22 protein-coding genes and 1 tRNA gene are annotated in these 25,394 nt (G+C 74.2%); 8 read left to right on the forward strand and 15 right to left on the reverse strand.

What is annotated here, in order from left to right; all coding sequences use genetic code 11:
* The first annotated feature begins 40 nt into the window (after positions 1-40).
* Positions 41-1,762 carry a MocR-like pyridoxine biosynthesis transcription factor PdxR gene (gene pdxR / locus ACW14Y_RS20085; protein ID WP_456987954.1) on the forward strand — a complete coding sequence of 574 codons (1,722 nt, stop codon included), beginning with the start codon at positions 41-43 and terminating at the stop codon, positions 1,760-1,762.
* A gap of 18 nt (positions 1,763-1,780) precedes the next feature.
* On the opposite strand, the gene ACW14Y_RS20090 is transcribed toward pdxR, so the two are convergent.
* From ACW14Y_RS20090 to ACW14Y_RS20125, 8 genes are all read right to left on the reverse strand, one after another.
* Entirely contained in the window at positions 1,781-2,014 is a 234-nt protein-coding gene (locus tag ACW14Y_RS20090; RefSeq protein WP_380310260.1) for a DUF6126 family protein, read from the reverse strand.
* Between the two features lie 31 nt (positions 2,015-2,045).
* The gene (locus ACW14Y_RS20095; RefSeq protein ID WP_380310258.1) at positions 2,046-2,753 is read right to left on the reverse strand and encodes a helix-turn-helix domain-containing protein; all 708 of its coding nucleotides are present in this window, start codon (positions 2,751-2,753) and stop codon (positions 2,046-2,048) included.
* Between the two features lie 97 nt (positions 2,754-2,850).
* On the reverse strand, positions 2,851-4,590 hold the full coding sequence (locus tag ACW14Y_RS20100) for a pyruvate dehydrogenase (RefSeq protein ID WP_380310272.1): 1,740 nt from the start codon (positions 4,588-4,590) through the stop codon (positions 2,851-2,853).
* Between the two features lie 117 nt (positions 4,591-4,707).
* A complete protein-coding gene (locus tag ACW14Y_RS20105; protein WP_380310256.1) occupies positions 4,708-7,119 on the reverse strand; it encodes a glycoside hydrolase family 65 protein in 2,412 nt (803 codons plus the stop codon).
* The gene (locus tag ACW14Y_RS20110) at positions 7,116-7,898 is read right to left on the reverse strand and encodes an HAD family hydrolase (RefSeq protein WP_380310254.1); all 783 of its coding nucleotides are present in this window, start codon (positions 7,896-7,898) and stop codon (positions 7,116-7,118) included. The genes ACW14Y_RS20105 and ACW14Y_RS20110 overlap by 4 nt, the downstream gene beginning before the upstream one ends.
* Before the next feature lie 126 nt (positions 7,899-8,024).
* Positions 8,025-8,810 carry a VOC family protein gene (locus tag ACW14Y_RS20115; RefSeq protein WP_266311889.1) on the reverse strand — a complete coding sequence of 262 codons (786 nt, stop codon included), beginning with the start codon at positions 8,808-8,810 and terminating at the stop codon, positions 8,025-8,027.
* Positions 8,811-8,985: 175 nt separating this feature from the next.
* Positions 8,986-10,803, reverse strand: coding sequence for an LCP family protein (locus ACW14Y_RS20120; RefSeq protein WP_456987958.1), 1,818 nt, complete (start codon positions 10,801-10,803; stop codon positions 8,986-8,988).
* 341 nt (positions 10,804-11,144) lie between these two features.
* Positions 11,145-11,217 (reverse strand) — tRNA-Lys (locus ACW14Y_RS20125).
* A gap of 430 nt (positions 11,218-11,647) precedes the next feature.
* On the opposite strand from ACW14Y_RS20125, the gene ACW14Y_RS20130 reads away from it, so the two are divergent.
* The 7 genes from ACW14Y_RS20130 to ACW14Y_RS20160 all read left to right on the forward strand — a co-directional run bounded on the left by ACW14Y_RS20130 (position 11,648) and on the right by ACW14Y_RS20160 (position 19,310).
* On the forward strand, positions 11,648-12,559 hold the full coding sequence (locus ACW14Y_RS20130) for an aromatic prenyltransferase (RefSeq protein ID WP_266270349.1): 912 nt from the start codon (positions 11,648-11,650) through the stop codon (positions 12,557-12,559).
* 160 nt (positions 12,560-12,719) lie between these two features.
* On the forward strand, positions 12,720-13,757 hold the full coding sequence (gene mvk, locus ACW14Y_RS20135) for a mevalonate kinase (RefSeq protein WP_266311891.1): 1,038 nt from the start codon (positions 12,720-12,722) through the stop codon (positions 13,755-13,757).
* Positions 13,747-14,808, forward strand: coding sequence for a diphosphomevalonate decarboxylase (gene mvaD / locus ACW14Y_RS20140; RefSeq protein ID WP_380310444.1), 1,062 nt, complete (start codon positions 13,747-13,749; stop codon positions 14,806-14,808). Before mvk ends, mvaD begins: the two co-directional genes overlap by 11 nt.
* The gene (locus tag ACW14Y_RS20145) at positions 14,805-15,998 is read left to right on the forward strand and encodes a phosphomevalonate kinase (protein WP_380437476.1); all 1,194 of its coding nucleotides are present in this window, start codon (positions 14,805-14,807) and stop codon (positions 15,996-15,998) included. Before mvaD ends, ACW14Y_RS20145 begins: the two co-directional genes overlap by 4 nt.
* Complete coding sequence (fni, locus tag ACW14Y_RS20150) at positions 15,995-17,077, forward strand: type 2 isopentenyl-diphosphate Delta-isomerase (protein WP_380310440.1); 1,083 nt, start codon at positions 15,995-15,997, stop codon at positions 17,075-17,077. Before ACW14Y_RS20145 ends, fni begins: the two co-directional genes overlap by 4 nt.
* Complete coding sequence (locus tag ACW14Y_RS20155; RefSeq protein WP_380310438.1) at positions 17,074-18,132, forward strand: hydroxymethylglutaryl-CoA reductase; 1,059 nt, start codon at positions 17,074-17,076, stop codon at positions 18,130-18,132. Before fni ends, ACW14Y_RS20155 begins: the two co-directional genes overlap by 4 nt.
* A 2-nt stretch (positions 18,133-18,134) precedes the next feature.
* Entirely contained in the window at positions 18,135-19,310 is a 1,176-nt protein-coding gene (locus ACW14Y_RS20160) for a hydroxymethylglutaryl-CoA synthase (RefSeq protein ID WP_380310436.1), read from the forward strand.
* 207 nt (positions 19,311-19,517) lie between these two features.
* On the opposite strand, the gene ACW14Y_RS20165 is transcribed toward ACW14Y_RS20160, so the two are convergent.
* The 7 genes from ACW14Y_RS20165 to ACW14Y_RS20195 form a co-directional block, all read right to left on the reverse strand.
* The gene (locus ACW14Y_RS20165) at positions 19,518-19,673 is read right to left on the reverse strand and encodes a hypothetical protein (protein WP_157855447.1); all 156 of its coding nucleotides are present in this window, start codon (positions 19,671-19,673) and stop codon (positions 19,518-19,520) included.
* Positions 19,674-19,696: 23 nt separating this feature from the next.
* Complete coding sequence (locus ACW14Y_RS20170) at positions 19,697-20,233, reverse strand: hypothetical protein (RefSeq protein ID WP_380437472.1); 537 nt, start codon at positions 20,231-20,233, stop codon at positions 19,697-19,699.
* Between the two features lie 137 nt (positions 20,234-20,370).
* The gene (locus tag ACW14Y_RS20175; RefSeq protein ID WP_030397798.1) at positions 20,371-20,853 is read right to left on the reverse strand and encodes a PhzA/PhzB family protein; all 483 of its coding nucleotides are present in this window, start codon (positions 20,851-20,853) and stop codon (positions 20,371-20,373) included.
* Positions 20,854-20,908: 55 nt separating this feature from the next.
* Positions 20,909-21,640, reverse strand: coding sequence for a phenazine biosynthesis FMN-dependent oxidase PhzG (gene phzG, locus ACW14Y_RS20180; protein WP_456987964.1), 732 nt, complete (start codon positions 21,638-21,640; stop codon positions 20,909-20,911).
* The gene (locus ACW14Y_RS20185; protein ID WP_266270362.1) at positions 21,633-22,469 is read right to left on the reverse strand and encodes a PhzF family phenazine biosynthesis protein; all 837 of its coding nucleotides are present in this window, start codon (positions 22,467-22,469) and stop codon (positions 21,633-21,635) included. The genes phzG and ACW14Y_RS20185 overlap by 8 nt, the downstream gene beginning before the upstream one ends.
* A gap of 300 nt (positions 22,470-22,769) precedes the next feature.
* Positions 22,770-24,746, reverse strand: a complete 1,977-nt coding sequence (locus ACW14Y_RS20190) for an anthranilate synthase family protein (RefSeq protein ID WP_456987966.1) — start codon at positions 24,744-24,746, stop codon at positions 22,770-22,772.
* Entirely contained in the window at positions 24,743-25,366 is a 624-nt protein-coding gene (locus ACW14Y_RS20195) for an isochorismatase family protein (RefSeq protein ID WP_266270364.1), read from the reverse strand. The genes ACW14Y_RS20190 and ACW14Y_RS20195 overlap by 4 nt, the downstream gene beginning before the upstream one ends.
* Positions 25,367-25,394 lie beyond the last annotated feature (28 nt).

Consider the following 25,394-nt stretch of genomic DNA (forward strand, 5'->3'; position numbering starts at 1 on the left):
GAGATCCGCAGGCCGCGGGGAGTGCGGCGATAATCCCGCCATGAGCCGCGCCCGAACGACCCCCGGCCCCGGGCCGAGCGCCCCCCGGAACGCTCCCGACACCCCCCGGAGCGCCCCCCGGGACACCCCCGCCGCCCCTCCCGCCGCCACTCCCGGGGCCTCCCCCGCCGCGCCCCGCGGCGGCCGGGCCCGCGACCACGCCCCGTGGACGGCGTTCGGCGGCGATCTGCACCTCGACCTCACCGAGCGCCGGGCCGCCGGGGCCGGGCTGCGCGCCGCCCTGGAGGACGCGCTGCGCGAGGCCGTCCAGGACGGCCGGCTCGCCCCGGGCACCCGGCTGCCGTCCTCCCGGGCGCTCGGCGAGGACCTCGGCATCGCCCGCAACACCGTCGTCGAGGCGTACGGGCAGCTGACCGCCGAGGGCTGGCTCGGCGCGCGGCCGGGCTCCGGCACCACCGTCGCCGACCGCGCCGCGCCCCGGACCGCCGGGCGCCCCGCCGCCGTCCGCGCCGACCGCCGCCCCACCGGGCGGCACGACCTGCTCGCCGGACGGCCCGACCTCTCCCTGTTCCCGCGCAGCGCCTGGCTGGCCAGCGCGCGCCGGGCACTGGCCGTCGCCCCGCACGACGCCTTCGACTACGGCTCGCCGCTCGGCCGGATCGAGCTGCGGCGGGCGCTCTGCGACTACCTGGCCCGGGTCCGGGGCGTGCGCACCGATCCGGACCGGCTGCTGGTGTGCGCCGGCTTCGGCCAGGGCCTCGGCCTGCTGGCCGCCGCGCTGCGCGGGCGCGGGGCGGGCCGGATCGCGGTCGAGGGCTACGGGCTGCCGCCGCAGCGCGAGGTGCTGCGGGCGGCCGGGCTCGGCCTCGCCCCGCTGCCGCTGGACTGCGACGGGGCCCGGACCGACCTGCTGGACGACCTGGGCGGGGCGGGCGGGGCGGGCGGGACCGCGGACCGCCTGGGGGCGGTGCTGCTCACCCCGGCCCACCAGTTCCCGAGCGGTGCCGCGCTGGCCGCCGACCGCCGGGCGGCGGCGGTGCGCTGGGCCCGCGAGCGGGACGGGTACGTGATCGAGGACGACTACGACGGCGAGTTCCGCTACGACCGGCAGCCGCTCGGGGCGATGCAGGCGCTCGACCCGGACCGCGTGGTCTACGGCGGCACCGCCGCCAAGAGCCTGGCCCCGGGCCTGCGGCTGGCCTGGCTGGCCCTCCCGGACGAGCTGGTCGAACCGGTCGCCCGGCTCAAGGCCCTGGCGGACACCATGAGCCCGGTGACCGATCAGCTCACCTTCGCCGAGCTGATCACCTCGGGCCGCTACGACCGGCATGTGCGGCGCTGCCGGCTGCACTACCGGCGCCGCCGGGACCTGCTGGTCGCGGCGCTCGCCGAGCGGGCCCCGGAGGTCCGGGTCACCGGGATCGCCGCCGGACTGCACGCCGTGCTGCAGCTGCCGCCGGGCTCCCGTCCGGAGGCGGAGGTGCTGGGGCGGGCCCGCGCGGCCGGCCTGGTCCTGACCGGGCTCGACTGGTACCGGGCCGGGCCGGACGCCGAACGGCCCCTGGACCTGCCCGCTCCCGGCACCCGGCCGGACGCCGCGCCGGACACCCGGCCGCAGGACGGACCGGACGCCGCTCCCGACACCCGGCCGCAGGACGGGCCGGACGCCGCGCCGGCCCTGGTGGTCGGCTACGCGACCCCGTCCGACCGCGCCTTCCCGGCCGCCCTGGACGCCCTCTGCGCGGTGCTCCGCGAGAGCTGAACCACCCTCGGCGGCTGGCTACTTGTTGCGGTTGCCCAGCTCGAAGAGGAGCAGGATGAAGCCGGCGAAGGCATGGGTGGCGACCGTGTAGATCACCAGGCGGACGCCGATCCGGCGGTTGGCCTGCTTGCCCGCGTCGATGGTCTTGGCCGGCTTCGCGCGCACGGCCGCGGGCGCCGGAACGACGGCGGGGGCGGGGGAAGCGGCGGGGGCGGACACGGCCCCGGTCTCGGTGGTGGTGGGATCGGCCATGGGGATCTCCTCCGGATGTCCTGACGTCGGGTCAGTGGTGCGGGGCGGCGGGGCCGCCGCCGAGACAGAGTTCGCCGCCGGGGCTCTGCAGCAGGGTGTGCATGAAGAGCAGCTCGACCCCGGACGAGGAGTCGGCGGCGATGCAGTGCGGGGTGAGCGAGTCGAAGTGCGCCGAGTCGCCCTCGTCGAGCAGGTGGACCCGCTCGCCCAGGGTCAGCCTGAGCCGGCCGCGGAGCACGTACAGCCACTCCTCGCCCGGGTGGACCCGGACCACCGCGTCCTGCACGCCCGGGGGGACGTGCACGCGCAGGGCCTGCATCGCCCGGCCGGGCGCGCCGGCCCGCCGGTAGCCCCAGCCGCCGGCCCGGCCCGGTTCGATCGCGCCGCCGCGCACCACCGGGTCGGGCTCGGTGAACGCCTCGCCGAGCAGACCGGAGACGGAGGTGCCGTAGGCGCGGGCGAGGCCGAGCAGGACGGGCAGGGAGGGCTGCCGGCGCCCCGTCTCCAGCCGGGACAAGTAGGCTGGGGAGAGACCGACCCGGGCGGCGGCGACCTCCAGGGTGAGGCGGCTGCCGAGCCGGTGCTCGCGGAGCCTCGCGGCGAGGCCGGCCACCTCCGGCGTCCCGTGGTCCTCCGCGGGAGCGTCCGGGACGGCGGCGGGAGTGCCGGGGTCGGAGAGACTGCCGAGGTCGGCGGGGGCGCCGGGTCCGGCGGGCGGACCGGCTGGGCTGGTGGTCATGTGCCCAGTGGACACCTCTTGTGCCGCCCGGGCAAACTTTTTGCCCAAGAGGCAAATCATTCCGGGGTCGGAGTCCGAACCGCCCCGGGACCGGGGGTCACGGCCGGGGGATGTTCCGCAGGTTGGACCGGGCCAGGTCGATCATGCGCCCGACCCCGCCCGACAGCACCGTCCGGCCGGCGGCCAGCGCGAAGCCCTTCAGCTGGGCCGCGGTGATGTGCGGCGGCACGGAGAGCGCGTTCGGGTCGGTGACCACGTCCACCAGGGCCGGGCCGGGCCGTTCCAGCGCCTCCGCCAGGACCTCCCGCACCCGCGCCGGCTCGGTGACCCGCTTGGCCGGGATGCCCATCGCCCGGGCGATCCCGGCGTAGTCGACGTCCCCGTTGTCGACCTCCGACTCCGGGTAGCCGGAGACCAGCATCTCCAGCTTGATCATGCCGAGCGCGCCGTTGTTGAAGACCACGGTCTTCACCGGCAGCCGGTGCCTGGCCACCGTGAGCAGCTCGCCGAGCAGCATCGACAGCCCGCCGTCGCCCGACATCGCCACCACCTGCCGCCCGGGGAACGCCAGTTGGGCGCCGATCGCGTGCGGGAGCGCGTTGGCCATCGACCCGTGCAGGAAGGAGCCGATCACCCGGCGGCGCCCGTTGGGCCGCAGGTAGCGGGCGGCCCAGACGTTGTTCATGCCGGTGTCGACGGTGAAGACGGCGTCCTCGGCGGCCACCTCGTCCAGCACCGAGGCCACGTACTCGGGGTGGATCGGCAGGTGCTTGTCGATGTCCCGGGTGTAGGCGCCGACCACGTCCTCCAGCGCCCGGCAGTGGCGGCGCAGCATGTCGTCGAGGAAGGACCGGTCGGTCCTGCGCTCCAGCAGCGGCAGGACCGCCCGCAGGGTGGCCGCGACGTCGCCGTGCACCGCGAGGTCCAGCGCCGTCCGGCGGCCGAGCCGGGTGGCGTCGTGGTCCACCTGGACGGTGCGGGCCTGGGGCAGGAAGGAGTCGTAGGGGAAGTCGGTGCCGAGCAGCAGCACGAGGTCGGCGGAGTGCAGGGCCTCGTGGCAGGCGCCGTAGCCGAGCAGGCCGCTCATCCCGACGTCGTACGGGTTGTCGTACTGGATCCACTCCTTGCCGCGCAGGGAGTGCCCGACCGGCGCGCACAGGGCGGCCGCGAGCTCCATCACCTCGGCGTGCGCCTCGCGGACGCCCGCGCCGCAGAACAGCGCCACCTTGGGCGCGGCGTCGAGCAGCCGGGCCAGCTCCTGCACCTGGGACCAGGGCGGGGCGGCGACGGCCCGTTCGGTGAGGAAGTGGCTGCTGCCGGTCGGCGCGGCGGCGGACAGCGCCGCGACGTCGCCGGGGAAGGCCAGCACCGAGACGTCCCGGGCGCCGAGGGCGTGCTGGATCGCGATCCGCAGCAGCCGGGGCATCTGGGCGGCGGTGGAGAGCATCTCGCACCAGCCGCTGCAGTCGGTGAACACCCGCTCGGGGTGGGTCTCCTGGAAGAAGCCGGTGCCGATCTGGCCGGAGGGGATGTGCGAGGCCAGGGCGAGTACCGGGACGCCGCTGCGCTGCGCGTCGTAGAGGCCCTGGACGAGGTGGGTGTTGCCGGGGCCGCAGGAGCCGGCGCAGACCGCGAGGCGGCCGGTCAGCTCGGCCTCGGCGGCGGCCGCGAAGGCGCCGGCCTCCTCGTTGCGGACGTGCACCCAGGCGATGCCGTCCGTGCGGCGGATGGCGTCCACCACGGGGTTGAGGCTGTCGCCGACCACCCCGTAGACCCGCTCCACGCCGGCCTGCCGGAGCACCGCCACCATCTGCTCGGCCACACTCACCACGGGGATCTCCTGCCGTCGGGGACTGCCGGGGACGCACGACACCAGCACCCTCCGCCGCCCCGCCGTCCCCCGCACCCCGGGGCGGCCGTCGGAGTGAGGGAGGCGGCGGAGAAGGTGCCGCGCCTACTCGGCGGCGAGGTGGTCCGGGCCGGAGGAGATGCGGCCGCCGGGCACGCCCGCCTGGGGCTGGCGGCGGGCCGGTTCCCGGCCGGGGGGCTGGGCACAGCGCTCCTGGGCGGGCGGCGCGGTGGTCGGCAGCGAGACCGGCTCGCCGGCCTTCACCTGCACCGGCTCCCCGTCGTGCCGCAGCTGGATCATGTCGCCCCGGCGCAGGGTGTACGTGGTCTCGTCGTGGTCGATCCGCACCTGCAGCAGCTTGCCGCGGATCAGCAGCGAGAAGCCGATCCGGGTCAGTCCGGCCGGCAGCCTGGGCCGGAACCACAGCGCCTCGCCGTGGTCCCGCAGTCCGCCGAAGCCCGCCACCAGCGCGATGCAGGCCCCGGCGAGCGAGGCCATGTGCAGGCCGTCCCGGGTGTTGCCGCCGAGGTCGTGGAGGTCCATCAGGGCGGCCTCGGCGGTGTAGTCGTACGCGAGGTCGAGCTGCCCCACCTCGGCGGCGATCACCGCCTGGGTGCACGCGGAGAGCGAGGAGTCGCGGACGGTCAGCCGCTCGTAGTAGGCGAAGTTGCGGGCCTTCTGCTCGTCGGTGAACGCGTCGCCGCGGACCTGCATGGCGAGCACCAGGTCGGCCTGCTTGACCACCTGCTTCCGGTACAGGTCGAAGTACGGGTAGTGCAGCAGCAGCGGGTAGTTCTCCGCCGGGGTGTTCTCGAAGTCCCAGACCTGGTGGTCGGTGAAGCCGTCGGCCTGCGGGTGGACGCCGAGGTCGGCGTCGTAGGGGACGAACATCGCCGTGGCGGCGTCCCGCCAGGCCGCCGTCTCCTCGGTGTCGACGCCGAGCGCGGCGGCCTCGCGCGGGTGCCGGGCGGCGGACTCGGCGGCGGCGAGCAGGTTCGTCTGCGCCATCAGGTTGGTGTAGACGTTGTTGTCGGCGACGGCGCTGTACTCGTCGGGGCCGGTCACGCCCTCGATCCGGAACCGGCCGGCGGCGTCGTGGTGGCCGAGCGAGCGCCACATCCGGGCCGTCTCCACCAGGAGTTCGAGCCCGTACTCGCGCTCGAACTCGACGTCCCCGCTGGTCCGGACGTAGCGGGCGACGGCGACCGCGATGTCCGCGCCGATGTGGAACGCCGCGGTGCCGGCCGGCCAGTAGCCGGAGCACTCCTCGCCGCGGATCGTCCGCCAGGGGAACACCGCCCCGGCCAGGCCGAGCTGGACGGCGCGCTCGCGGGCCATCGGCAGGGTGGTGTGCCGCCAGCGCAGGGCCTGGGTGACGGCGGACGGCAGGCAGTAGGTGAGCACCGGCAGGACGAAGGCCTCGGTGTCCCAGAAGCTGTGCCCGTCGTAGCCGGGGCCGGTCAGCCCCTTGGCCGGGATGGCGCGCTCCTCGCTCCGGGCCCCGGCCTGGAGGACGTGGAAGAGGGCGAACCTGACGGCCTGCTGGAGTTCGACGTCGCCGTCGATCTCGACATCGCTGGTCTCCCAGAACTCCCTGAGGTAGTCGGCCTGTTCGGCGACCAGGTCGTCCCAGCCGGTGTACCGGGCGGCGGTCAGCGCGGCCTCCACCTGGTCCCGGACGGCGGGCAGCGAGCGGGTCGCGGACCAGCCGTAGGCCATGAACTTCACCAGCCGCAGCCGCTCGCCGGGGCGCAGCACGGTGGTGACGCTGATCCGGCAGTGGTCGTCCTCCGCCTCGGCGACGGTGTCCAGCCGGTCCGGCCCCTCGATCACGTGGTCCATGCCGGCGGCGACCCGGATGCCGCTGTAGCGGGTGCGGTGCACCAGCACCGCCTTCGTCCCGCCGGCGTGGTTGGCCTCGGCGATCAGCGGGGCCTCCAGGACGGCGGCGGCCCTCGGGTCGCCGTCGGCGCCGCCGGGCAGTTGCTCGTTGGCCACGAGTTCGCTCTGCAGCACGATCCGCACCGGGGCGTCCACCGCCTCCACGGTGTACTCGACCGCGGCGACCGCCCGCTGGGTGAGCGAGACCAGTCGGGTGGAGTCCACCCGGACGGTCCGCCCGGCCGGGGAGGTCCACTCGGCGGACCGCCGCAGCAGGCCGTCGCGGAAGTCCAACCACCGGCGGTGGCTGACCAGTTCGCCGTAGCGGAGGTCGAAGGGCTCGTCGTCGACCAGCAGTCGGACGATCTTGCCGTTGGTGACGTTGATGACGCTCTGGCTGGACTCCGGGTAGCCGTAGCCGCCCTCGCCGTACGGCATCGGTCGCAGCTCGAAGACACCGTTGAGGTAGGTACCGGGCAGGCCGTGCGGCTCGCCCTCGTCGAGGTTGGCGCGCAGGCCGATGTGGCCGTTGGAGAGCGCGAAGACGGATTCGGCGCGGGCCATCGAGGTGAGGTCGAGGCCCGGTTCGACGACCTGCCACGGGTCGACGACGAAGGGCTGCTCCTGGCCGGTCATGCCGGTGTCTCCTCGGGCTTGTCGGGGGCCTGCGGCCCGGGGTCGGGGATCAGTTCGGCGAGGTCCCGGACCACCACGGTGGCGCCGTCGCGGCGCAGTTCGGCGGCCTGGCCGACCCGGTCCACCCCGACCACCGCGCCGAAGCCGCCGGCCCGGCCGGAGGCGACCCCGGCCAGCGCGTCCTCGAACACGGCGGCGTGCGCGGGCTCGACGCCCAGGGCCCGGGCGGCGGCCAGGTAGGTGTCCGGCGCGGGCTTGCCCGGCAGTCCGTCCCGGGCGGCGACGAGGCCGTCCACGATCACGTCGAAGTAGCCCTCGATGCCCGCGGCGCGCAGCACGTCGCGGCAGTTGGCGCTGGACGAGACCACGGCGGTGGGCAGGCCGAGCGCGCGCAGCCGGCGCACGTAGTCGACCGACCCCTGGTAGGGGGCGACGCCCTGCTCGCGGATCATCCGCAGCACGGTGTCGTTCTTGGCCCGGCTGACGCCCTGCACGGTGCGGGCGCCGGGCGGGTCGGCGTCGGTGCCCTCGGGCAGCTCGATGTCCCGGCTGGCGAGGAAGGCGCGGGTGCCGTCGAGTCTGGGCCGCCCGTCCACGTACGCGTCGTAGTCGGCGACGGCGTCGAAGGGGGTGAACGGCCCGCCGGTGCGCGCGGCTTCGGCGCGCAGGAAGTCGTCGAAGGTGTCCTTCCAGGCCGCGGCGTGCACCGTGGCGGTCTGGGTGAGCACCCCGTCGAGGTCGAACAGGAAAGCGCGGATGTCGTCCGGTAGCCCCAGCATGGGTGCAGTCTTACCCGCTGCGGCGCGTTCGACCGCCCATTCCCGGCGGCGCGTCGCGGGAACGGGCGCCCGGGGTGGTGCGGGCGGGGCCCGGGAGGAGTCCGGGCCCCGTGGGGAGCGCGGGGCTCAGGGGGAGTCCGGGGTGGAGGTGAGCGCGAAGACCGCGCCCTGCGGGTCGGTGACCACCGCCATCCGCCCGGCCTGCATGTCGAACGGCGGCTGGACCACCGAGCCGCCGGCCTTCACCAGGGCGTCCACCGTGGAGTCGGTGTCGTCCACCGAGAAGTAGGTCATCCAGTGCGAGGGGGTGCCCGGCGGCAGGTACCCGGCGACCGGCTGCATGCCGCCCACCGTGTGGTCGCCGACGTTGAGCGAGTAGAAGCCGTCCATGCCCTGGACGGTGGCGGGGCGCAGGCCGAGCGCCTGCTGGTAGAACCGGCCGGCCGCCGCGGTGTCGGTGGTGTTGAGCTCGTTCCAGACCAGCGCGCCGGGCTCGTTGACGACGCCCGCGCCGATGAACTCCAGCTTCTGCCAGACGCCGAAGACCGCGCCGGTCGGGTCCGCCGCGACCAGCATCCGGCCGGTGTCGCCCACGTCCATCACCGGGTACAGGATGGTGCCGCCGGCGCCGGAGATGGCCTGCCCGGCCGCGTCGGCGTCGTCGGCGGCGAGGTAGGTGGTCCAGGAGACCGGGGGCAGCGGCTGCCCCTCCGGGCCGGAGCGGGCCATGATCCCGGCGACCGGCCTGCCGTTGAGCGAGCACACGGCGTAGCCGCCGAACTCGGGCGGGCCGACCTCGCCCTGCCAGCCGAACAGGTCGCGGTAGAAGTCGAGCGCGGCCTGCTGGTCGCTCGCCATCAGGTCCACCCAGCACGGGGTGCCGGGCTTGTACGGTGCGGTGACTACGGGCATTCCTGGGCCTCCAAGCGATGGTCCTCCGCCGGACGGGCCACCGGGCGCAGGCCCGCTCGGGCCGCGCGGCCGGACGGCCGTACACCGCCCACGATCGCCGGGCCTCCGCGATCCCGCCACCGGACGGCGTCCCACCGCCGGCTCCGGCCCCGTCGCGGGGCCGGGGCCGGACCGGTCAGCCGCCGGAGCCGTAGGTGGTGTTGTCGCAGATGTTGTCGTCCGCCGAGCGGGCGTCGGCGACGAGGCTGCTGGGCAGCGGCTGCGGCGCGGCGGGGGCGGACGGGGTCGCCGGGGCGGTGCCGGAGGCGCCCGGGGCGGTGGCGCCGTTGGCCGCCGCGAAGTCCTTGCCGACGATCACGGTGATCCCGGCCGTGGTGCCGGGCTCGACCACCGCGCCGGGGAACACCGCGGCGACCTTCTCCGCGTTCGCCTTCTGCCCGGAGCCGTACTGGACCATCGTGGTCGTGTACTTGAGGTTGTCGGCCCGGCCGACGGCGGTGGCGGTGAACTTGGCCGCCGTCAGCTGCTCGGCGGCCTTGCCGGCCATGCCGGTGGCGCTGGTGCCGGTGTAGACCGCCACCTTGATGTTCTTGGTGTCGGCGAGCGGGGAGCCGGCCGCGGCGGCGTGGGCCGCGGCCGCCGGGGTGGTCGCGGTGGTCGCCGCCACGGCCGGCGGGGCGGTCGGGGAGGGGGCCTCCGCGGGCTGCTCGCCGGTGGCGTTCTGGCCGTCGATGGTCCGGTCGGCCTTGAGGGTGTCCCAGAGCTTCTTGGCGACGGTGGCGTCGATGTCGATGTTCTTGTCCACGGTGCGGAAGCGCCAGGGCAGGGTGACGAACTTGAGGTCGTGCAGGTCGATGTTGCGCAGCGAGAGGCCGAAGGACATCAGCTTGTCGGCGCTGTCGAGGCCGGGGTCGACGGTGAGCGAGCTGGTGGCGGCGTTGGCGAGCGGCAGCAGGGTGGTCGGGTTGAGCCCCTGCTTCTTGATCTTGGCCGCCAGCGAGCTGATGAACGCCTGCTGGCGCTTCATCCGGCCGATGTCGGAGCCGTCGCCGATGCCGTGCCGCAGTCGCACGTAGTCGAGCGCCTGCTGGCCCTCCACCTTCTGCGGGCCCTTCTTCAGGACCACGGCGCCCTTGGCGGGCAGCTTGTCGTTGAGGTCCTTCTCGTGGATGTCCTCGGGCAGGCAGATGTCCACACCGTCGACGGCCTTGGTCATCGCCGCGAAACCCTGGAAGTCCACCACCATGGTGTGGTCGACCCGGATCCCGGTGAGCTTCTCCACGGTGTTCTGGGTGCAGGCGGGGTTGCCGTCGTCGGTGCCGCCGACGGAGAAGGCCGCGTTGAACAGCTCGCTGTTCGACCCCTTGCTCCACTTGCCGTTGGGCAGCTTGCAGGACGGGATGGCCACCATCGCGTTGCGCGGTATGGAGATGCCCACGGCGTGCTTGTGGTCGGCGTAGACGTGCAGCAGGATCGTGGTGTCCGAGCGGGCGCCGCCGTCCTCGCCACCGCCGAGGTCGGAGTTGTTCTTGCCCCGGCTGTCGGAGCCGATCAGCAGCAGGTTGACGGGCTTGTTGCCGTCCGCGTCGGCCTGCGCCTCCGGCGGGCGGTCCTTGGCTATCGCGTCCGCGTCGAAGGACTTGATGTTGCCGTTCAGCTGGTAGTAGATCAGCCCGCCGGTGCCCGCCAGCAGCACCAGCACGCCGGCGGCGGACCAGGCGACGATCTTCTTGATGTCCCGCTTCGGCCTGCGGGCGGCGGCCCTGGCCGCGGCCCGTCCGCCACCGGCCGGGGGCGACCCGGCCTGGGCCTGGGACGCGCCGGCCCGGCCCGGGGCCGGCTTGCCCTGGGCGGCCCGTCGGGCCTCGGCGCGGCCGCCGGTCCTGGGCCCGGGCACCGGGGCACCGGGTGCGCCGCCGGTGGCACCGTCGGCCGTGAGCGCACCGGGCGCGTCGTCACCGCGAGCCGGACCCTCGCCCCTTTGACCTGACATGCCTGAACCTTTCACCGGCGGACGCTGCGTCCACTACGCCGGACGCACTGCACACAGAGAGACGGTCGGGACCGCTCCCGGGTTGCACGTACGACGGTCGCAATAACCGACGAACACCCCCGGTCGCACCGTCCGCGGCCCTCCGTGCGGGTCCGATGTCCCCCAACGGACCCGGCTTGGATCATACAAACCGATCGTCAGAACGCATCGTTCGCATGCTCTGCGTCACCGGCCGCGCCCCGCGGCCTTCGGCGGCCGGACTCCTCGACGGGCGCCGTTCGGCACCGGTGGAACGACGGAGGCCCGGGTCGGAGGTCTCCGGCCCGGGCCTTTCGCGTCGGTGGGGCGCCAGGGGCTCGAACCCTGAACCTACGGATTAAAAGTCCGCTGCTCTACCCATTGAGCTAGCACCCCGACACCGTGGACATCATGCCAGACCGGGCCGCCCCGTGCCGCCGAATACCGCCCCGCGTCCGGGCGCCCGGGGCCGGCCCCGGAGGGCGTGACCCAGGTCACTTTCCGGGGGGCTTGGCCCCGGGCGGAGCGCGTGTCACTATTTCTGCACGCCCACCCTGCCCAAAACCCGTTCCGGGGGCGGGTGTTGAGTGCCAGAACCGCCGGTCCCAGCAGGTCGGACCAGGTCTTCGGTCGGCACGGTGAGATTCCCTCGGTCCGTCCGTCACCCACGTGTGCCTCGGCGTACGCACCCGCCCGGTCCCCGGCGCGGGTGCCCGGCCCGTGGCCGACGGCTGCGCGACGTCGCGGCGTGCACGATCCCGCGGCGAACCCCCCAGATCCAACTCCCGATCCACACACACGCCACGATTGGACAGGTGGAAGAAGAATGTCGGAAAGCGCCTTCCTGGAGAACTTCTACGCGGCCGTCGAGGGAACCGCCCGCGTGGTGGACGTGCCCTTCGAGCGCGAGACGGTGTGGCCGATCCTGACCGCGTACCAGGACGTGCTGCCGGAGTCGGTGATCTCCTTCCGGGTGCAGAACAGCCCGCTCGGTGCCGATGACCTCGACTGCCGGTTCACCATGCTCCCCCGGGGCCTGGACCCCTACGCCGTCGCGCTGGCGAACGGCCTCGCCGAGAAGACCGACCACCCCGTCGGCAAGCTGCTGGCCGAGGTCCACGGCGAGCTCCCGATCGACAGCTGCGGCGTCGACTTCGGCGTCCGGGCCGGGTTCACCAAGACCTGGTCCTTCCCCACCATCGAGCGACTGCTGACGGTCCGTGAGGTCGCCGCGCTGCCGTCGGCCCCGGAGGGCATCACCGCCAACCTGGAGCTCTTCGACCGCTACGGCCTGTCGGACATCGTCAGCACCGTCGGCATCGACTACGGCAGCCGGACCGTCAACCTCTACTTCGGCGGCGGCGCCTCCGGCCGGGTGCCGCGGACGACCTTCGAGCCCGAGGGCGTCCGCTCGCTGCTCGCCGAACTGGGCCTGCCGGCCCCGAGCGAGGAGCTGCTGACGTTCAACGAGAAGGCGTTCGTCATGTACGCCACGCTGAGCTGGGACTCCCCGAAGATCTCGCGGATCACCTACTCGGTCATGACGCCCGAGCCGCTGGCGCTGCCGGTGACCGTGGCCCCGCAGATCGTCCGGCTGGTCCAGGACGCCCCGTACAGCACCGAGGGCCGCAACTTCGTCTACGGCGTGACGGTCACGCCCAAGGGCGAGTACCACAAGATCCAGTCGTACTACCAGTGGCGGCGACCGGTCGAGAAGATGCTCGTCGCCGAGTCGTAACCCACGACACCCGCACCACCGGCACGACCTGCGGCACCCGCACCACCCGCGACACCCGCACCACCCGGGCCTGCCGGGGACCTCGCACGGTCCCCGGCGGGCCCTTTTCCGTGCCGCCACCGGATTCCTTCCTTCCGAGAACTCTGGATGAGCGATCTCCATGCAGAAACGAAACGGGGAGCTGAGTTCGTTGTCCCTACCCGCCGCACCCGAGGGGTTGTCGGAGAACCGCGGCGCCCGGCCGGTCGGCACCGGCCGGGCCCGGGCCAAGGCGATCGTGCTGGGTGAGCACGCGGTCGTCTACGGAGCCCCGGCGCTCGCCCTCCCGCTCCCGCAACTGGGCGTCACCGCCACAGCCGGCTACTCCGCGCAGTCCCCGGCCGACCCGGACGACTTCTCCCTCACCATGACCGGCTCCGAGTCCCGGCCCAAGCCCGCCCAGGCCTCCGACGGACTGCACCGGCTGACCGCCGAGTTCCGGGCCGCCATGGGCGTGCCCGACAGCCTGCACCTCGATGTGATCATCGACTGCGCGATCCCGGTCGGCCGGGGCCTCGGCTCCAGCGCCGCCTGCGCGCGGGCCGTGGTGCACGCGCTGGCCGACCTGTTCGAGCGCGAGGTCACCCCGCAGCTGGCGTTCGACCTGGTGCAGACCGCCGAGAACGTGGCGCACGGCCGGGCCAGCGGCGTCGACGCGATGGCCGTCGGCGCGACCGCCCCGCTGCTGTTCCGGGCCGGCCGGGCGGAGGAGCTGCCGATCGGCTGCGACGGCCTGTTCATCGTCGCCGACAGCGGCGTGGCGGGCCGGACCAAGGACGCCGTCGAGCTGCTGCGCGAGGGCTTCCGGCAGCGGCCCGGCACCCAGGAGGCCTTCCTGCGCCGGGCCTCCGAACTGACCGGGACCGCCCGGACGGCACTCGCCGAGGGCCGGCCCGAGCAGCTCGGCGCCCAGCTCACCGACTACCACGAGCTGCTCCGCGCGGGCGGCCTGAGCACCGACCGGATCGACGGCATGGTCTCGGCCGCGCTGGCCGCCGGCGGCCTCGGCGCCAAGATCACCGGCGGCGGCATGGGCGGCTGCGTGATCGCGCTGGCCTCCGAGGAGTCGGCCGCGGACGTCACCCGCGCGCTGCTCGCCGCCGGCGCCGTCCAGACCTGGTCCGTACCGCTGAGGGAGTACCCCGGCCATGGCCGCTGAGCAGCCGACCGCCACCACCCGTCCGCGCCCCGGCACCGGGAGCGCCGCCGGGGACGCCACCGCCGTCGCCCATCCGAACATCGCGCTGGTCAAGTACTGGGGCAAGCGGGACGAGCGGCTCGTCCTGCCCTGGACCGACAGCCTCTCGCTGACCCTGGACGTGTTCCCGACCACCACCCGGGTCCGGCTCGACCCCGGGGCCGGCGAGGACACCGTGACCCTCGACGGGGAGCCCCTGGCGGGCGAGCCGCGCCGCCGGGTGACGGCCTTCCTCGACCTGGTCAGGGAACGCGCCGGGAGCCCGCTGCGGGCCGTCGTGGACACCCGCAACACCGTCCCCACCGGCGCCGGACTGGCCTCCTCCGCGAGCGGCTTCGCCGCGCTGGCCACCGCCGCCGGGGCGGCGTACGGACTCGGCCTGGACGCCACCGGGCTGTCCCGGCTGGCCCGGCGCGGCTCCGGCTCGGCCTCGCGCTCCGTCTTCGGCGGCTTCGCGATCTGGCACGCCGGACAGCCGGACCACGGGGGCGACCCCGACCTCGGCTCCTACGCCGAGCCGGTCCCGGTGCCGGTGGCCGCGCTGGACCCGGCGCTGGTGGTCGCGGTGGTCGACGCCGGGCCGAAGGCCGTGTCCAGCCGCGAGGCGATGCGGCGCACCGTCGCCACCTCGCCGCTGTACCGGCCGTGGGCCGCCTCCAGCCAGGCCGACCTGGCCGAGATGCGGGAGGCGCTGCAGCGGGCCGACCTGGACGCGGTGGGCGAGGTCGCCGAGCGCAACGCGCTCGGGATGCACGCCACCATGCTGGCCGCCCGCCCGGCCGTGCGCTACCTCTCGGCGGCCACCGTGACCGTGCTGGACGCGGTGCTGGAGCTGCGCCGCGCCGGGGTGTCGGCCTGGGCCACCATGGACGCCGGACCCAACGTCAAGGTGCTCTGCCGGCGGTCCGAGGCGGACCGGGTGGCCGGGGCGGTCCGCGAGGCCGTCCGCGGCGGTTCGGTGCACATCGCCGGCCCCGGACCGGGCGCCCGGCTGCTGGACGCGGACGCGTGACCACCGGCCGCCCGCCGGTGGTCCGGCGCGCGCCGGGCAAGCTGTTCGTCGCGGGCGAGTACGCGGTGGTGGAGCCGGGAAACCCGGCGGTCCTGGTGGCGGTCGACCGCGTGGTCACCGCCACCGTCACCGAGCCCGCCGGGCCCGGGACGCTGGTCTCCTCCGACCTCCTCGCGGCGCCGGTGCGCTGGATCCGCCGGGGCGAGGAGCTCGACCCGGTCGGGGTCGAGGACGCCGACCGGGCCCGCCGGGAGCTCGCCCACGTCCTCGCCGCGCTCCGCACCGTCACCCGGCTGCTGGCCGAACACGGCCGTCCGGCACCGGAGCTGGACATCGCGATCAGCAGCGAACTGCACCGGGACGGGGTCAAGTTCGGCCTCGGGTCCAGCGGTGCGGTGACCGTGGCGACCGTCGCCGCGGTGGCCGCCCACTGCGGTCTGGCGCTGTCGGCCGAGGAGCGGTACCGGCTGGCGCTGCTGGCCTCGGCCGAGCTCGACCCCAAGGGCTCCGGCGGCGACCTGGCCGCCAGCACCTGGGGCGGCTGGATCGCCTACCGGGCGCCCGACCGGGCCGCCGTGCTCGACCTGGTCCGCCGGCGGGGAGTGGCCGGGGCGCTGGCGGAGCCCTGGCCGGGCTTCGAGGTGCGTCGGCTGCCGCCGCCCCGGGGGGTGGCGCTGGAGGTCGGCTGGACCGGCACCCCCGCCTCCACCACGGAGCTGGTGTCCGGGCTGCACCGCAGGGCCTGGCGCGGCACCCCGCCGCACCGCCGGTTCGTGGCCGCCAGCGCCGAGCTGGTGCGGGCCGCCGCCGACGCGATCGAGCACGGCGACCGGACCGCGCTGCTGGACAGCGTCCGGCGCGCCCGACGGGAGCTGGCCCGGCTCGACGAGGAGGCCGGGCTCGGCGTCTTCACGCCCGCCCTGACGGCGCTGTGCGACGCCGCGGAGGCCGTCGGCGGCGCGGCCAAGCCCTCCGGCGCGGGCGGCGGCGACTGCGGCATCGCCCTGCTGGAGGTGCCGGACCCCCGGGCCGCCCCGGGCACCGCCGGCTCCCCCGCCTCCCACCACTCCGACTCCGACGCCGGGGCCACCGGAGCCTCGCCGGACATCGACCACCTACGCGAACGCTGGACCGCGGCCGGGGTGCGACCCCTGGACCTGCGTCCCGCCACGGAAGGGAACGAGGAATGATCTCTCAACGCAAGGACGACCACGTCCGGCTCGCGGTCGAGCAGCAGCACGGCCACGTCGGGCGCAACCAGTTCGACGAGGTGACGTTCGTCCACCACGCCCTGGCCGGGATCGACCGCCCGGACGTGTCGCTGGCCACGGACTTCGCCGGCTTCTCCTGGCCGGTCCCGCTGTACATCAACGCGATGACCGGCGGCAGCGAGATGACCGGCAGGATCAACCGCGACCTCGCGATCGCCGCCCGGGAGACCGGGGTGCCGATCGCCTCCGGTTCGATGAGCGCCTACTTCAAGGACGAGTCCTGCGCCGGCACCTTCAGCGTGCTGCGCGAGGAGAACCCGGACGGCTTCGTCCTGGCCAACGTCAACGCCACCGCCTCGGTCGACAAGGCGCGCCGCGCCGTCGACCTGCTGAAGGCCGACGCGCTGCAGATCCACATCAACACCGTCCAGGAGACGGTGATGCCGGAGGGCGACCGCTCCTTCTCCGCCTGGGTGCCGCAGATCGGCCGGATCGTGGAGGGCGTGGGTGTCCCGGTCATCGTCAAGGAGGTCGGCTTCGGCCTCAGCGGGGACACCGTCCGGGTCCTGCGCGACCTGGGCGTGCGGGTGGCCGACCTCGGCGGCCGGGGCGGCACCGACTTCGCCCGGATCGAGAACGGCCGGCGCGACCTGCGCGACTACACCTTCCTGGAGGGCTGGGGCCTCTCCACGGCCGCCTGTCTGCTGGACAGCCGGGACGTGGGCCTGCCGGTGCTGGCCTCCGGCGGTGTGCGCCACCCGCTGGACGTGGCCCGCGCCCTGGCGCTCGGCGCCCACGGCGTCGGGGCGTCCGGCACCTTCCTGCGCACCCTGATGGACGAGGGCGTGGAGGCGCTGGTCACCCAGCTGTCCAGCTGGCTGGACCAGTTGGCGGCCCTGATGACCATGCTCGGCGCGGCCACCCCGGCCGCGCTGACCGGACGGGACCTGCTGATCCAGGGCACCCTGCGCGAGTTCTGCGCCGACCGCGGCATCGACACCGCGCAGTTCGCCCGGCGTTCCGCCGCCGGGACCACCACCACCGGAGGCCTCCGATGACCGAGGACCACGCCATCGCCGGCGTCCCGATGCGCTGGGTGGGTCCGGTGCGCATCTCGGGCAACGTCGCCACCACCGAGACCCATGTCCCGCTGGCCACCTACGAGTCGCCGCTGTGGCCCTCGGTGGGCCGGGGCGCCAAGGTCTCGATGCTCGCCGAGAACGGCATCGTCGCGACCCTGGTCGACGAGCGGATGACCCGCTCGGTGCTGGTCGAGGCGACCGACGCGGGGACGGCGCTGGCCGCCGCCCGCAGCATCCGGGACCGCTTCGCGGAGCTGCAGGAGGTCGTGCGCGGCTGCAGCCGGTTCGCCGAACTCGTCGGCGTCCGGCACGAGATCAACGCCAACCTGCTGTTCGTCCGGTTCGAGTTCACCACCGGCGACGCCTCCGGGCACAACATGGCCACCCTCGCCTCGGACGTGCTGCTGCAGCACCTGCTGCAGACCGTCCCCGGCATCTCCTACGGGTCGATCTCGGGCAACTACTGCACCGACAAGAAGGCCACCGCGGTCAACGGCATCCTCGGCCGGGGCAAGAACGTGGTGACCGAGCTTCTGGTGCCGCGGGAGGTCGTCTCCGGGGTGCTGCACACCACCGCGGCGAAGATCGTCCAGCTGAACATCCGCAAGAACATGCTCGGCACCCTGCTGGCCGGCGGCATCCGCTCGGCCAACGCCCACTTCGCGAACATGCTGCTCGGCTTCTACCTGGCCACCGGCCAGGACGCGGCCAACATCGTCGAGGGCTCGCAGGGCGTCGTGATGGCCGAGGACCGCGACGGCGACCTGTACTTCGCCTGCACCCTGCCGAACCTGATCGTCGGCACGGTCGGCAACGGCAAGGGGCTCGCCTTCGTGGAGACCAACCTGGCCCGGCTGGGCTGCCGGGCCGACCGCGAGACCGGCGAGAACGCGCGCCGGCTCGCCGTGATCGCGGCGGCGACCGTGCTCTGCGGAGAGCTGTCGCTGCTCGCGGCGCAGACCAACCCGGGCGAGCTGATGCGCGCCCACGTCCACCTGGAACGCGGCAACACGGAGAAGGTCGGGGTTTAGGAATGTCCAACGGGGCCACTGTCGGAATTCACGATCTGTCGTTCGCCACCACCGAGTTCGTGCTGCCGCACACCGCGCTCGCGGAGTACAACGGCACGCCGGTCGGCAAGTACCACACGGGCATCGGCCAGCGCTCGATGAGCGTGCCGGCCGCCGACGAGGACATCGTCACCCTGGGCGCGGCGGCCGCCGCGCCCATCGTCGCCCGGCACGGCACGGACGGGATCCGGACCCTGGTGTTCGCCACCGAGTCCTCGATCGACCAGGCGAAGGCCGCGGGCGTGTACGTGCACTCGCTGCTCGGCCTGCCGTCGGCGACCCGGGTGGTCGAGCTCAAGCAGGCCTGCTACGGGGCCACCGCCGCCCTGCAGTTCGCGCTCGGCCTGATCCACCGCGACCCGTCCCAGAAGGTCCTGGTGGTGGCGAGCGACGTCTCCAAGTACGAGCTGGACAGCCCCGGCGAGGCGACCCAGGGCGCGGCCGCCGTGGCGATGCTGGTCACCGCGGACCCGGCGCTGGTGCGGATCGAGGACCCCTCGGGCCTGTTCACCGCGGACGTGATGGACTTCTGGCGGCCGAACTACCGCGACGCGGCACTGGTCGACGGCCAGGAGTCCATCGGCGCCTACCTCCAGGCGGTGCAGGGCACCTGGAAGGACTACGCCGAGCAGGGCGGCCGGCCGCTGGAGGACTTCGGCGCCTTCTGCTACCACCAGCCGTTCACGAAGATGGCCTACAAGGCGCACCGGCACCTGCTGAACTCCGCCGGGCACGACACCGACGAGGCCGCCGTCGAGCGGGCCCTCGGGCGCACCACCGGGTACAACGCGGTGATCGGCAACAGCTACACCGCGTCGGTGTACCTGGGGCTGGCCGCGCTGCTCGACGACGCGGAGGACCTCGACGGGCAGGCGGTGGGCTTCCTCAGCTACGGCTCGGGCAGCGTCGCGGAGTTCTTCGCCGGGACGGTGGTGCCCGGCTACCGGGAGCACCTGCGGACGGAGGCGCACCGGGCGGCGGTCGAGCGGCGGCAGCCGATCGGCCACGACCGCTACCGCGAGCTGCACGAGTGGGGCTTCCCGACCGACGGCGGCGACCACCCGACCCCGGCCGGGACCACCGGGCCGTTCCGGCTGGCGGGCATCGCCGGGCACAAGCGGATCTACGAGAAGCGCTGACGACGAAGGGGCCGGGGGCTCTCCCGAGCGGAGAGCCCCCGGCCCCTCGTCCGGCGCCCCGGCCGCCGTGCGCGGCCGGTTCCGGAGCTCCCGCGGGTCCGTTGACGGGCGGTGTTCCCGCCCGCCCGGCAATGGATCCGCGGGGTTGTGCCGCGCCGGGTCGGTGTCCGGCGGCCGGTCAGGACCGGGTCGGTGCCCGGCGGCCGGTCAGGACCGGCGGCGAAGGGCGATCTCGGTGAGTTCCTGGATGTCGAACTCCGAGCGGCCCGGTGTGCCGTAGCGGGTGATCTTGCCGCGGCTGACCCACTTGCGGATGGTCGCCTCCGAGACGCCCGCGGCGAGCGCGGCCACGTTGGTCGGCACGAGCCGGTGTCTGGGCGGCCGGCTCAGACGGCCGCCGTTCGCGGTTGTTCCAAGAGGTGCCGTAGCGTGAGCCATTCGCGTATCCCCCATGAATGTCCGGACGAGCAGCCGACGCTGGTCCGTCCCCCGTTGTGGTGCTGCGGTGAGGCGTCGATCGTCCCGGGGCAGCCGTCCACCACGCAGGCCCGGGTGGGCACCGCGCGGTCGCCGGCCTCGGGGTCGATCGCGTTGAGCAGTTCGAGCCGCAGGTCCTCGATCTCGTCGGCGAAGTCGGCGGCCGGCGGCTGTGCGGTGAGCCAGTCCAGGTGGCGGTCGAGGAACCGGGTCAGGTGCGGCACCGAGCGGATCACCGCGGTGGTGCCGAGCCGCTCGGCGGCGAAGCGCGACCAGGACTCCAGGATCGCCACGATGTTGTTGCGGGCGTCGATCGCGGACAGGTTCAGCCGGTCCCGGCGGCGGCTCCCGGAGACCCGGGTCGGGTTGCGCCGCCGGGGCTCGGTCTGGATGTGGTGCAGGCACTCCCGGTGCAGCTCCGGGAGGGCCCGCAGGGTGTGTTCCAACTGCCTGATGCACGGGCCGCAGAGGACGGACCCCGCGGCCGCGGGGACCTCCCGTCCGTGCTTCCTGGGACACGAGTGGATCTCCATCGAATCTCCTTCGCGCGCGCGTCCGGCACCCGGACTCCCTGCCCGACGGGTCAGTCGGTGGGAATCCAGTCCCGCCTGATGTGCGGGGTCTCGATGCCGAGCGACTTCATGTGCTCGATCGGGTTGGTGTACTCGCGGCTGGCGGCGATGAGGCCGTCCCGGAGCGTGAATCCGTGGATGAAGTGGTTGCGGTAGTGGCCCTCGGGATAGCCGGGGAAGCGGATGGTGCCCTCGCCGTCGCACTCGACCATGACCTGGCCCGGGTCCTGGGTCTCGTACACGTGGACGTCGAACCACCGCCAGTCGGGCAGGACTTCGAGCGAGAGCTCGTTGTGCCGCTTGAGCTTCTCCCGGCCGGTGACGACGATCGGCCGGCCGATGTCGGTGTAGAAGAGCGCGGCGGTGCCGTCCTCGGTGTAGAGGGTGTAGCGGCGCAGCCGGGCCTCCGGGCCGGTCTCCAGGTACTGCTCGACGGCCCGGCGGTTGCGGGCGCGCAGGTCGTGGTGGTCGGTGAAGATCTGTGGCGAGGTCATGACATCTCCTCGGGAGGTAGGGCCGGTCGGGGTGCGCGGCGGGCCGCGCCGGGGGTCAGGGCTGGAGCCGGCTCACCCCCCAGCCGTCGGCGGTGCGGTCGTAGCGCAGCCGCTCGTGCAGCCGGTCGGTGCCGTCGGCCCAGAACTCCAGCACGTCGGGGACGAGTTCGAAACCCACGTAGGACGCGGGGCGGGGCAGCGGCTGCCCCGGCCGGCCCAGCTCCAGGGCCTTCGCCCGCAGCTCCTCGAAGTGGTCGAGGTCCTCCACCGGCCGGCTCTGCCGGGACACCGTGGTCATCGGGTGGGTGAACACCGCCCTGGCCGCCCACAGCTCCTCGGCCGTGGCGTCGGGCAGCTGCCGCACCGGACCGGCCAGCACGACCTGCTGGCTGGTCTCGCGCCAGTACAGGACGCCGGAGGCCCACGGGTTCTCCACCAGCTCCCGGCCCTTCTGGCTGTCGGCGTGGGTGGCGAAGACGATCCCGGCCTCGGTGATCCGGTTGATCACCAGGATCCGGGACGAACTGCGGCCCCGGGCGTCGGCGGTGGCCAGCGCGAGCGCGCGGGGCTCCCGCACGCCGTGCTCGGCCGCGGCCGCCAGCCAGGAGTTCAGCAGGCCCATCGGCTCGGCCGGCGGGTCGCGGAACTCCGGGAAGTCGAGCGCGACGGTCCCGGTCAGCGACTCGGACCGCTTCCGGTCGGCCGGTGCGGGCCGGTCGGGCTGTACGGGCTGTGCGGGCTGTGCGGGCCGTGCGGGCCGTGCGAGCTGGTCGGACTGGTCAGACATGCAGCACTCCTTCGATGGTGACGACACCGTGGCCCGAGACCTCGACGCTGTCGACGCGGTCGCCCTCGCCGTGCACCAGCGCGCCCATCGGCGAGGGGCGGCCGATCTCGACGCCCTGGGTGATCTCGATCCGGCGCCCGTAGACGCCCAGGCCGTGCCGGGCCAGGTGGATGGCGATGGGGCCGGCGGCGGAGCCGGTCGCGGCGTCCTCCACGACCCCGTAGGCGGGCGAGAACATGCGGTTGCGCCAGGTGGTCCCGGAACCGGCGATGCAGTTGGTCGCCATGTCCGGGAACCGGGCCAGCGCGCGGTGGTCCGGGTCCACCTTGGACAGCGCCTCGACGCTCTCGAAGCCGACCAGGACGTGCCGCGGGCCGTTGCGGTAGATCTCCACCGGCAGCGTCGAGGAGCTCACCCCGAGCGCCCACAGCAGCTCCTCGGCCCGCTCGAACGGCTCCCAGACCGGCACCGGCTGGCGCATGCTGGTGGCGACGGTCCGGCCGTCCACCCGCTCCAGGTCGAACGGGATGACGCCCATCGCGGTCTCGATCCGCAGGCTGTCGGCCTCGGTGTGCCCGCCCAGCGCGATCGCCGTGCCGAGCAACGGGTGCCCCGCGAAGGGGAGTTCGTTCACCGGAGTGAAGATCCGCACATGGTGGTCCCCGCCCTGCTTGGGGGTGAGGACGAAGGTGCTCTCGGAGAGGTTCATCTCCCGGGCGATGCGCTGCATCTGCTCGCCGGACAGGTCGTCGGCCCCGAAGAAGACCGCCACCGGATTGCCGGTGAGGGGCCGGCGCGCGAACGCGTCGACGACGACGTACTTGTGCATGGGTCCTCCCGCTCTCGTCGTTATCGTCATGGGGACTGCTGGCCGCGGCTCCGCGGCGGGGGCGGTCCGCGCCCCGGGCGCCGGGCGCGCGGGTGCGCCCCGGCCGGAGCACGCGGCCGCGCGCCTCGTTCGGACGGCGCGGGTGTGCTCGTTCGGACAGCGCGGTGCGCCGGGCCGCGCGCCGGATCGCGACGCGGCCACGGGCAGGGGGAGCCGGACCGGCACTCACGGGGGGGGAGGGCCGGTCCGGCGGTCCTGGGGGGCGGCCCGGCCGCCCGGCGGTGCCGGGCGGCGGGCGGCTCAGGCGGGGTCGGGGACCCGCGCCGGACCGAGCAGCCCGGACAGGGCGGTCGCCACGATCCGCGGCCCCTCCCTGGTGAGGACGGACTCGGGGTGGAACTGGAGCGAGGCGAAGCCGGGACCGCGCAGCGCGTGGACCTCTCCGCTCTCCGGGTCCCGGCTCACCAGGACCCGGCCCACGCCCTCGGCGTCGAACTCCTCCGCCTCGGCGACCAGGGCGAAGGTGTTGTAGAACCCGACCCGCTCGGCGCCGCCGAACAGGTCGATCGCCTTCTGCACGCCCTGGTTGGGCACGGTGCGGCGGCGGATCGGCAGCCCGAGCCGCAGCCCGAGCAGCTGGTGGCTGAGGCACACCGCGAGGAACGGCCGGCGCTCGGCCAGCAGGGTGTCGAGCGCCGCCCGCAGGTGGAGCATCTTGGGATGCGCGGCCTCCTGCGGATCGCCCGGCCCCGGCCCCATCACGACCAGGTCGTGGCCCTCGAAGGCGTACTCCTCGTCGAACCGGCGGACCGTGACCCGCAGCCCCAGGGAGCGCAGCTCCTGGTCGATCATCGAGGTGAAGGTGTCCTCCGCGTCGATCACCAGCACGCTGCGCCCGGCCAGTTCGGGCCGGGCGGAGACCCGGGACGCGGTGTCGGCGAGCCAGAAGTCGGCGATGGAGTCGTTGCGCGACTCCAGCGCCCTGAGCACGCTCGGGTGGCCGGCGAAACGCTGCTGCTCCCCGCCGTCGAGCGCGGCGACCAGCCCGGCCGCCTTGGCCCGGGTCTCGGCCGCCTCCGACGCCGGGTCGGAGTGCCGGACGATGGTGGAGCCCACGGCGATGCCGATCCGCCCCTGCTCCGAGATGTCCGCGGTGCGGATCAGGATCGCGGTGTCCATGACCCGCTCCCCCGCCGCGTCCCGGCCGATCAGCGCGGCCACCCCGCTGTAGTAGCCGCGGCCGCCGGGCTCGTACCGGTGGATGATCCGGCAGGCGCTCTCCACCGGGCTGCCCGTCACGGTGGGCGCGAACATCGTCTCGCGCAGGATGTCCCGCACATCGCGATCGGTCCGGCCCTCGATCAGGTACTCGGTGTGCGCGAGCCGGGCCATCTCCTTGAGGTAGGGACCCACCGCCCGGCCGCCGTCCGGGCAGATCCGGGCCATCATCTTGAGTTCCTCGTCGAGCACCATGTAGAGCTCGTCGGTCTCCTTGCGGTCCGCCAGGAACTCCAGCACGCCGGAGAGGGTCGGCCCGGACGGCGGGTAGCGGTAGGTGCCGCTGATCGGGTTCATCACCGCGGTGCCGTCGCGGAGGCTGACGTGCCGCTCGGGCGAGGCGCCGACCAGGGTCCGTTCCCCGGTGTGCACCAGGAAGGTCCAGTAGGCGCCGCTCTCGCGCTCCAGCAGCCGGCGGAACAGCGCCGGCGCGCTCAGCGGCCCGAAGTCGGTGATGTCGGCGACGAAGGTGCGCTTGATGACGAAGTTCGCGCCCTCGCCGGTGCCGATCATCTCCTTGACGATGCGGCCCACGACCTCGCCGTAGGCCTCGTCGTCGACGTCGAAGGCACCGCCGGCCAACGGCGTCGGCACGTCCGGGATGCGGGCCAGCGCCCGCTCCAGCGGCAGCCGCTGCTGGCCGGTGACGGTCATCGCCACCAGCGGGGTCCCGTCGTCGGCGGCCTCGAAGCCGCGCTCGGCGAGCTGCCGGTAGGGGACCACCACGAGCACCTCGTGCCGGTCCCCGACGACGGGGGCCGCCGCGGCGGCCGCCTCCGCACCGGGCAGCGGGATCCCGGCCAGCGTGGCGGGCAGCGCGACCGAGCCGGTCAGCACCTCCACCACCGGACCGGTGCCCCCGGCCGCACCGGGCCGGTGCAGCAGCGCGAAGGCCTCCGGGCGGCCCGCCAGCACCTCGGCGAGCAGGTCGGGGCCGTTGACGGGGCCGAGGTCGGAACCGCTGTCGGGCCCGGGGGTCCCGGGCAGGTCGCGGGTCATCCGAACAGTCCCTTGACGGTGGTGACCCGGGCACACCGCTCGGCGGCGTACTTCAGCGCGGACCGGTGGTACTCGGCGGAGAAGTCCGCCGTGGCGTCGGCGACGAAGAACACCTGGATGTCGTTGGTGAAGGCCTCGATCGCGGTGGCCAGCACGCCCACGTGGGCGTAGACGCCGCAGAGCACCAGCTGGTCCCGGCGGGTGTCGCGCATCCGCTCCAGCAGGTCGGTGCGGAAGAAGGCGCTGTAGCGCCACTTGGTGAGCAGCCAGTCCTGCGGGGCCGGCGCCAGCGCGTCGACCACCTGGCGGTCCTCCGGGGCGGGGCGCATGCCCGGGCCCCAGAAGTCCTTGAGCAGGCCGCGCTGCTCGTCGGTCATGCCGCCCGGCTGGGCGGTGTAGGCGACCGGGACGCCCAGGCCGGCACAGCGGTCGCGCAACCGCGCCGCGTTGCCGACGAGTTCGTTCCTGGTGCTCTCGGGGATGGACTCGAGGAAGTACCGCTGCATGTCGTGGACGAGGAGGACCGCGCGGTCCGCCTCGGCGGTCCAGGACACGGTGGCCGGCGGCAGCTCGCCCTCGGCCGGTAACGGGTACGACTGGATCGGGGGTATGCCGGTCATGGCTCCGGTTCTTTGCTTGATGCGCGGG

This window comes from Kitasatospora sp. cg17-2 (assembly GCF_054031055.1).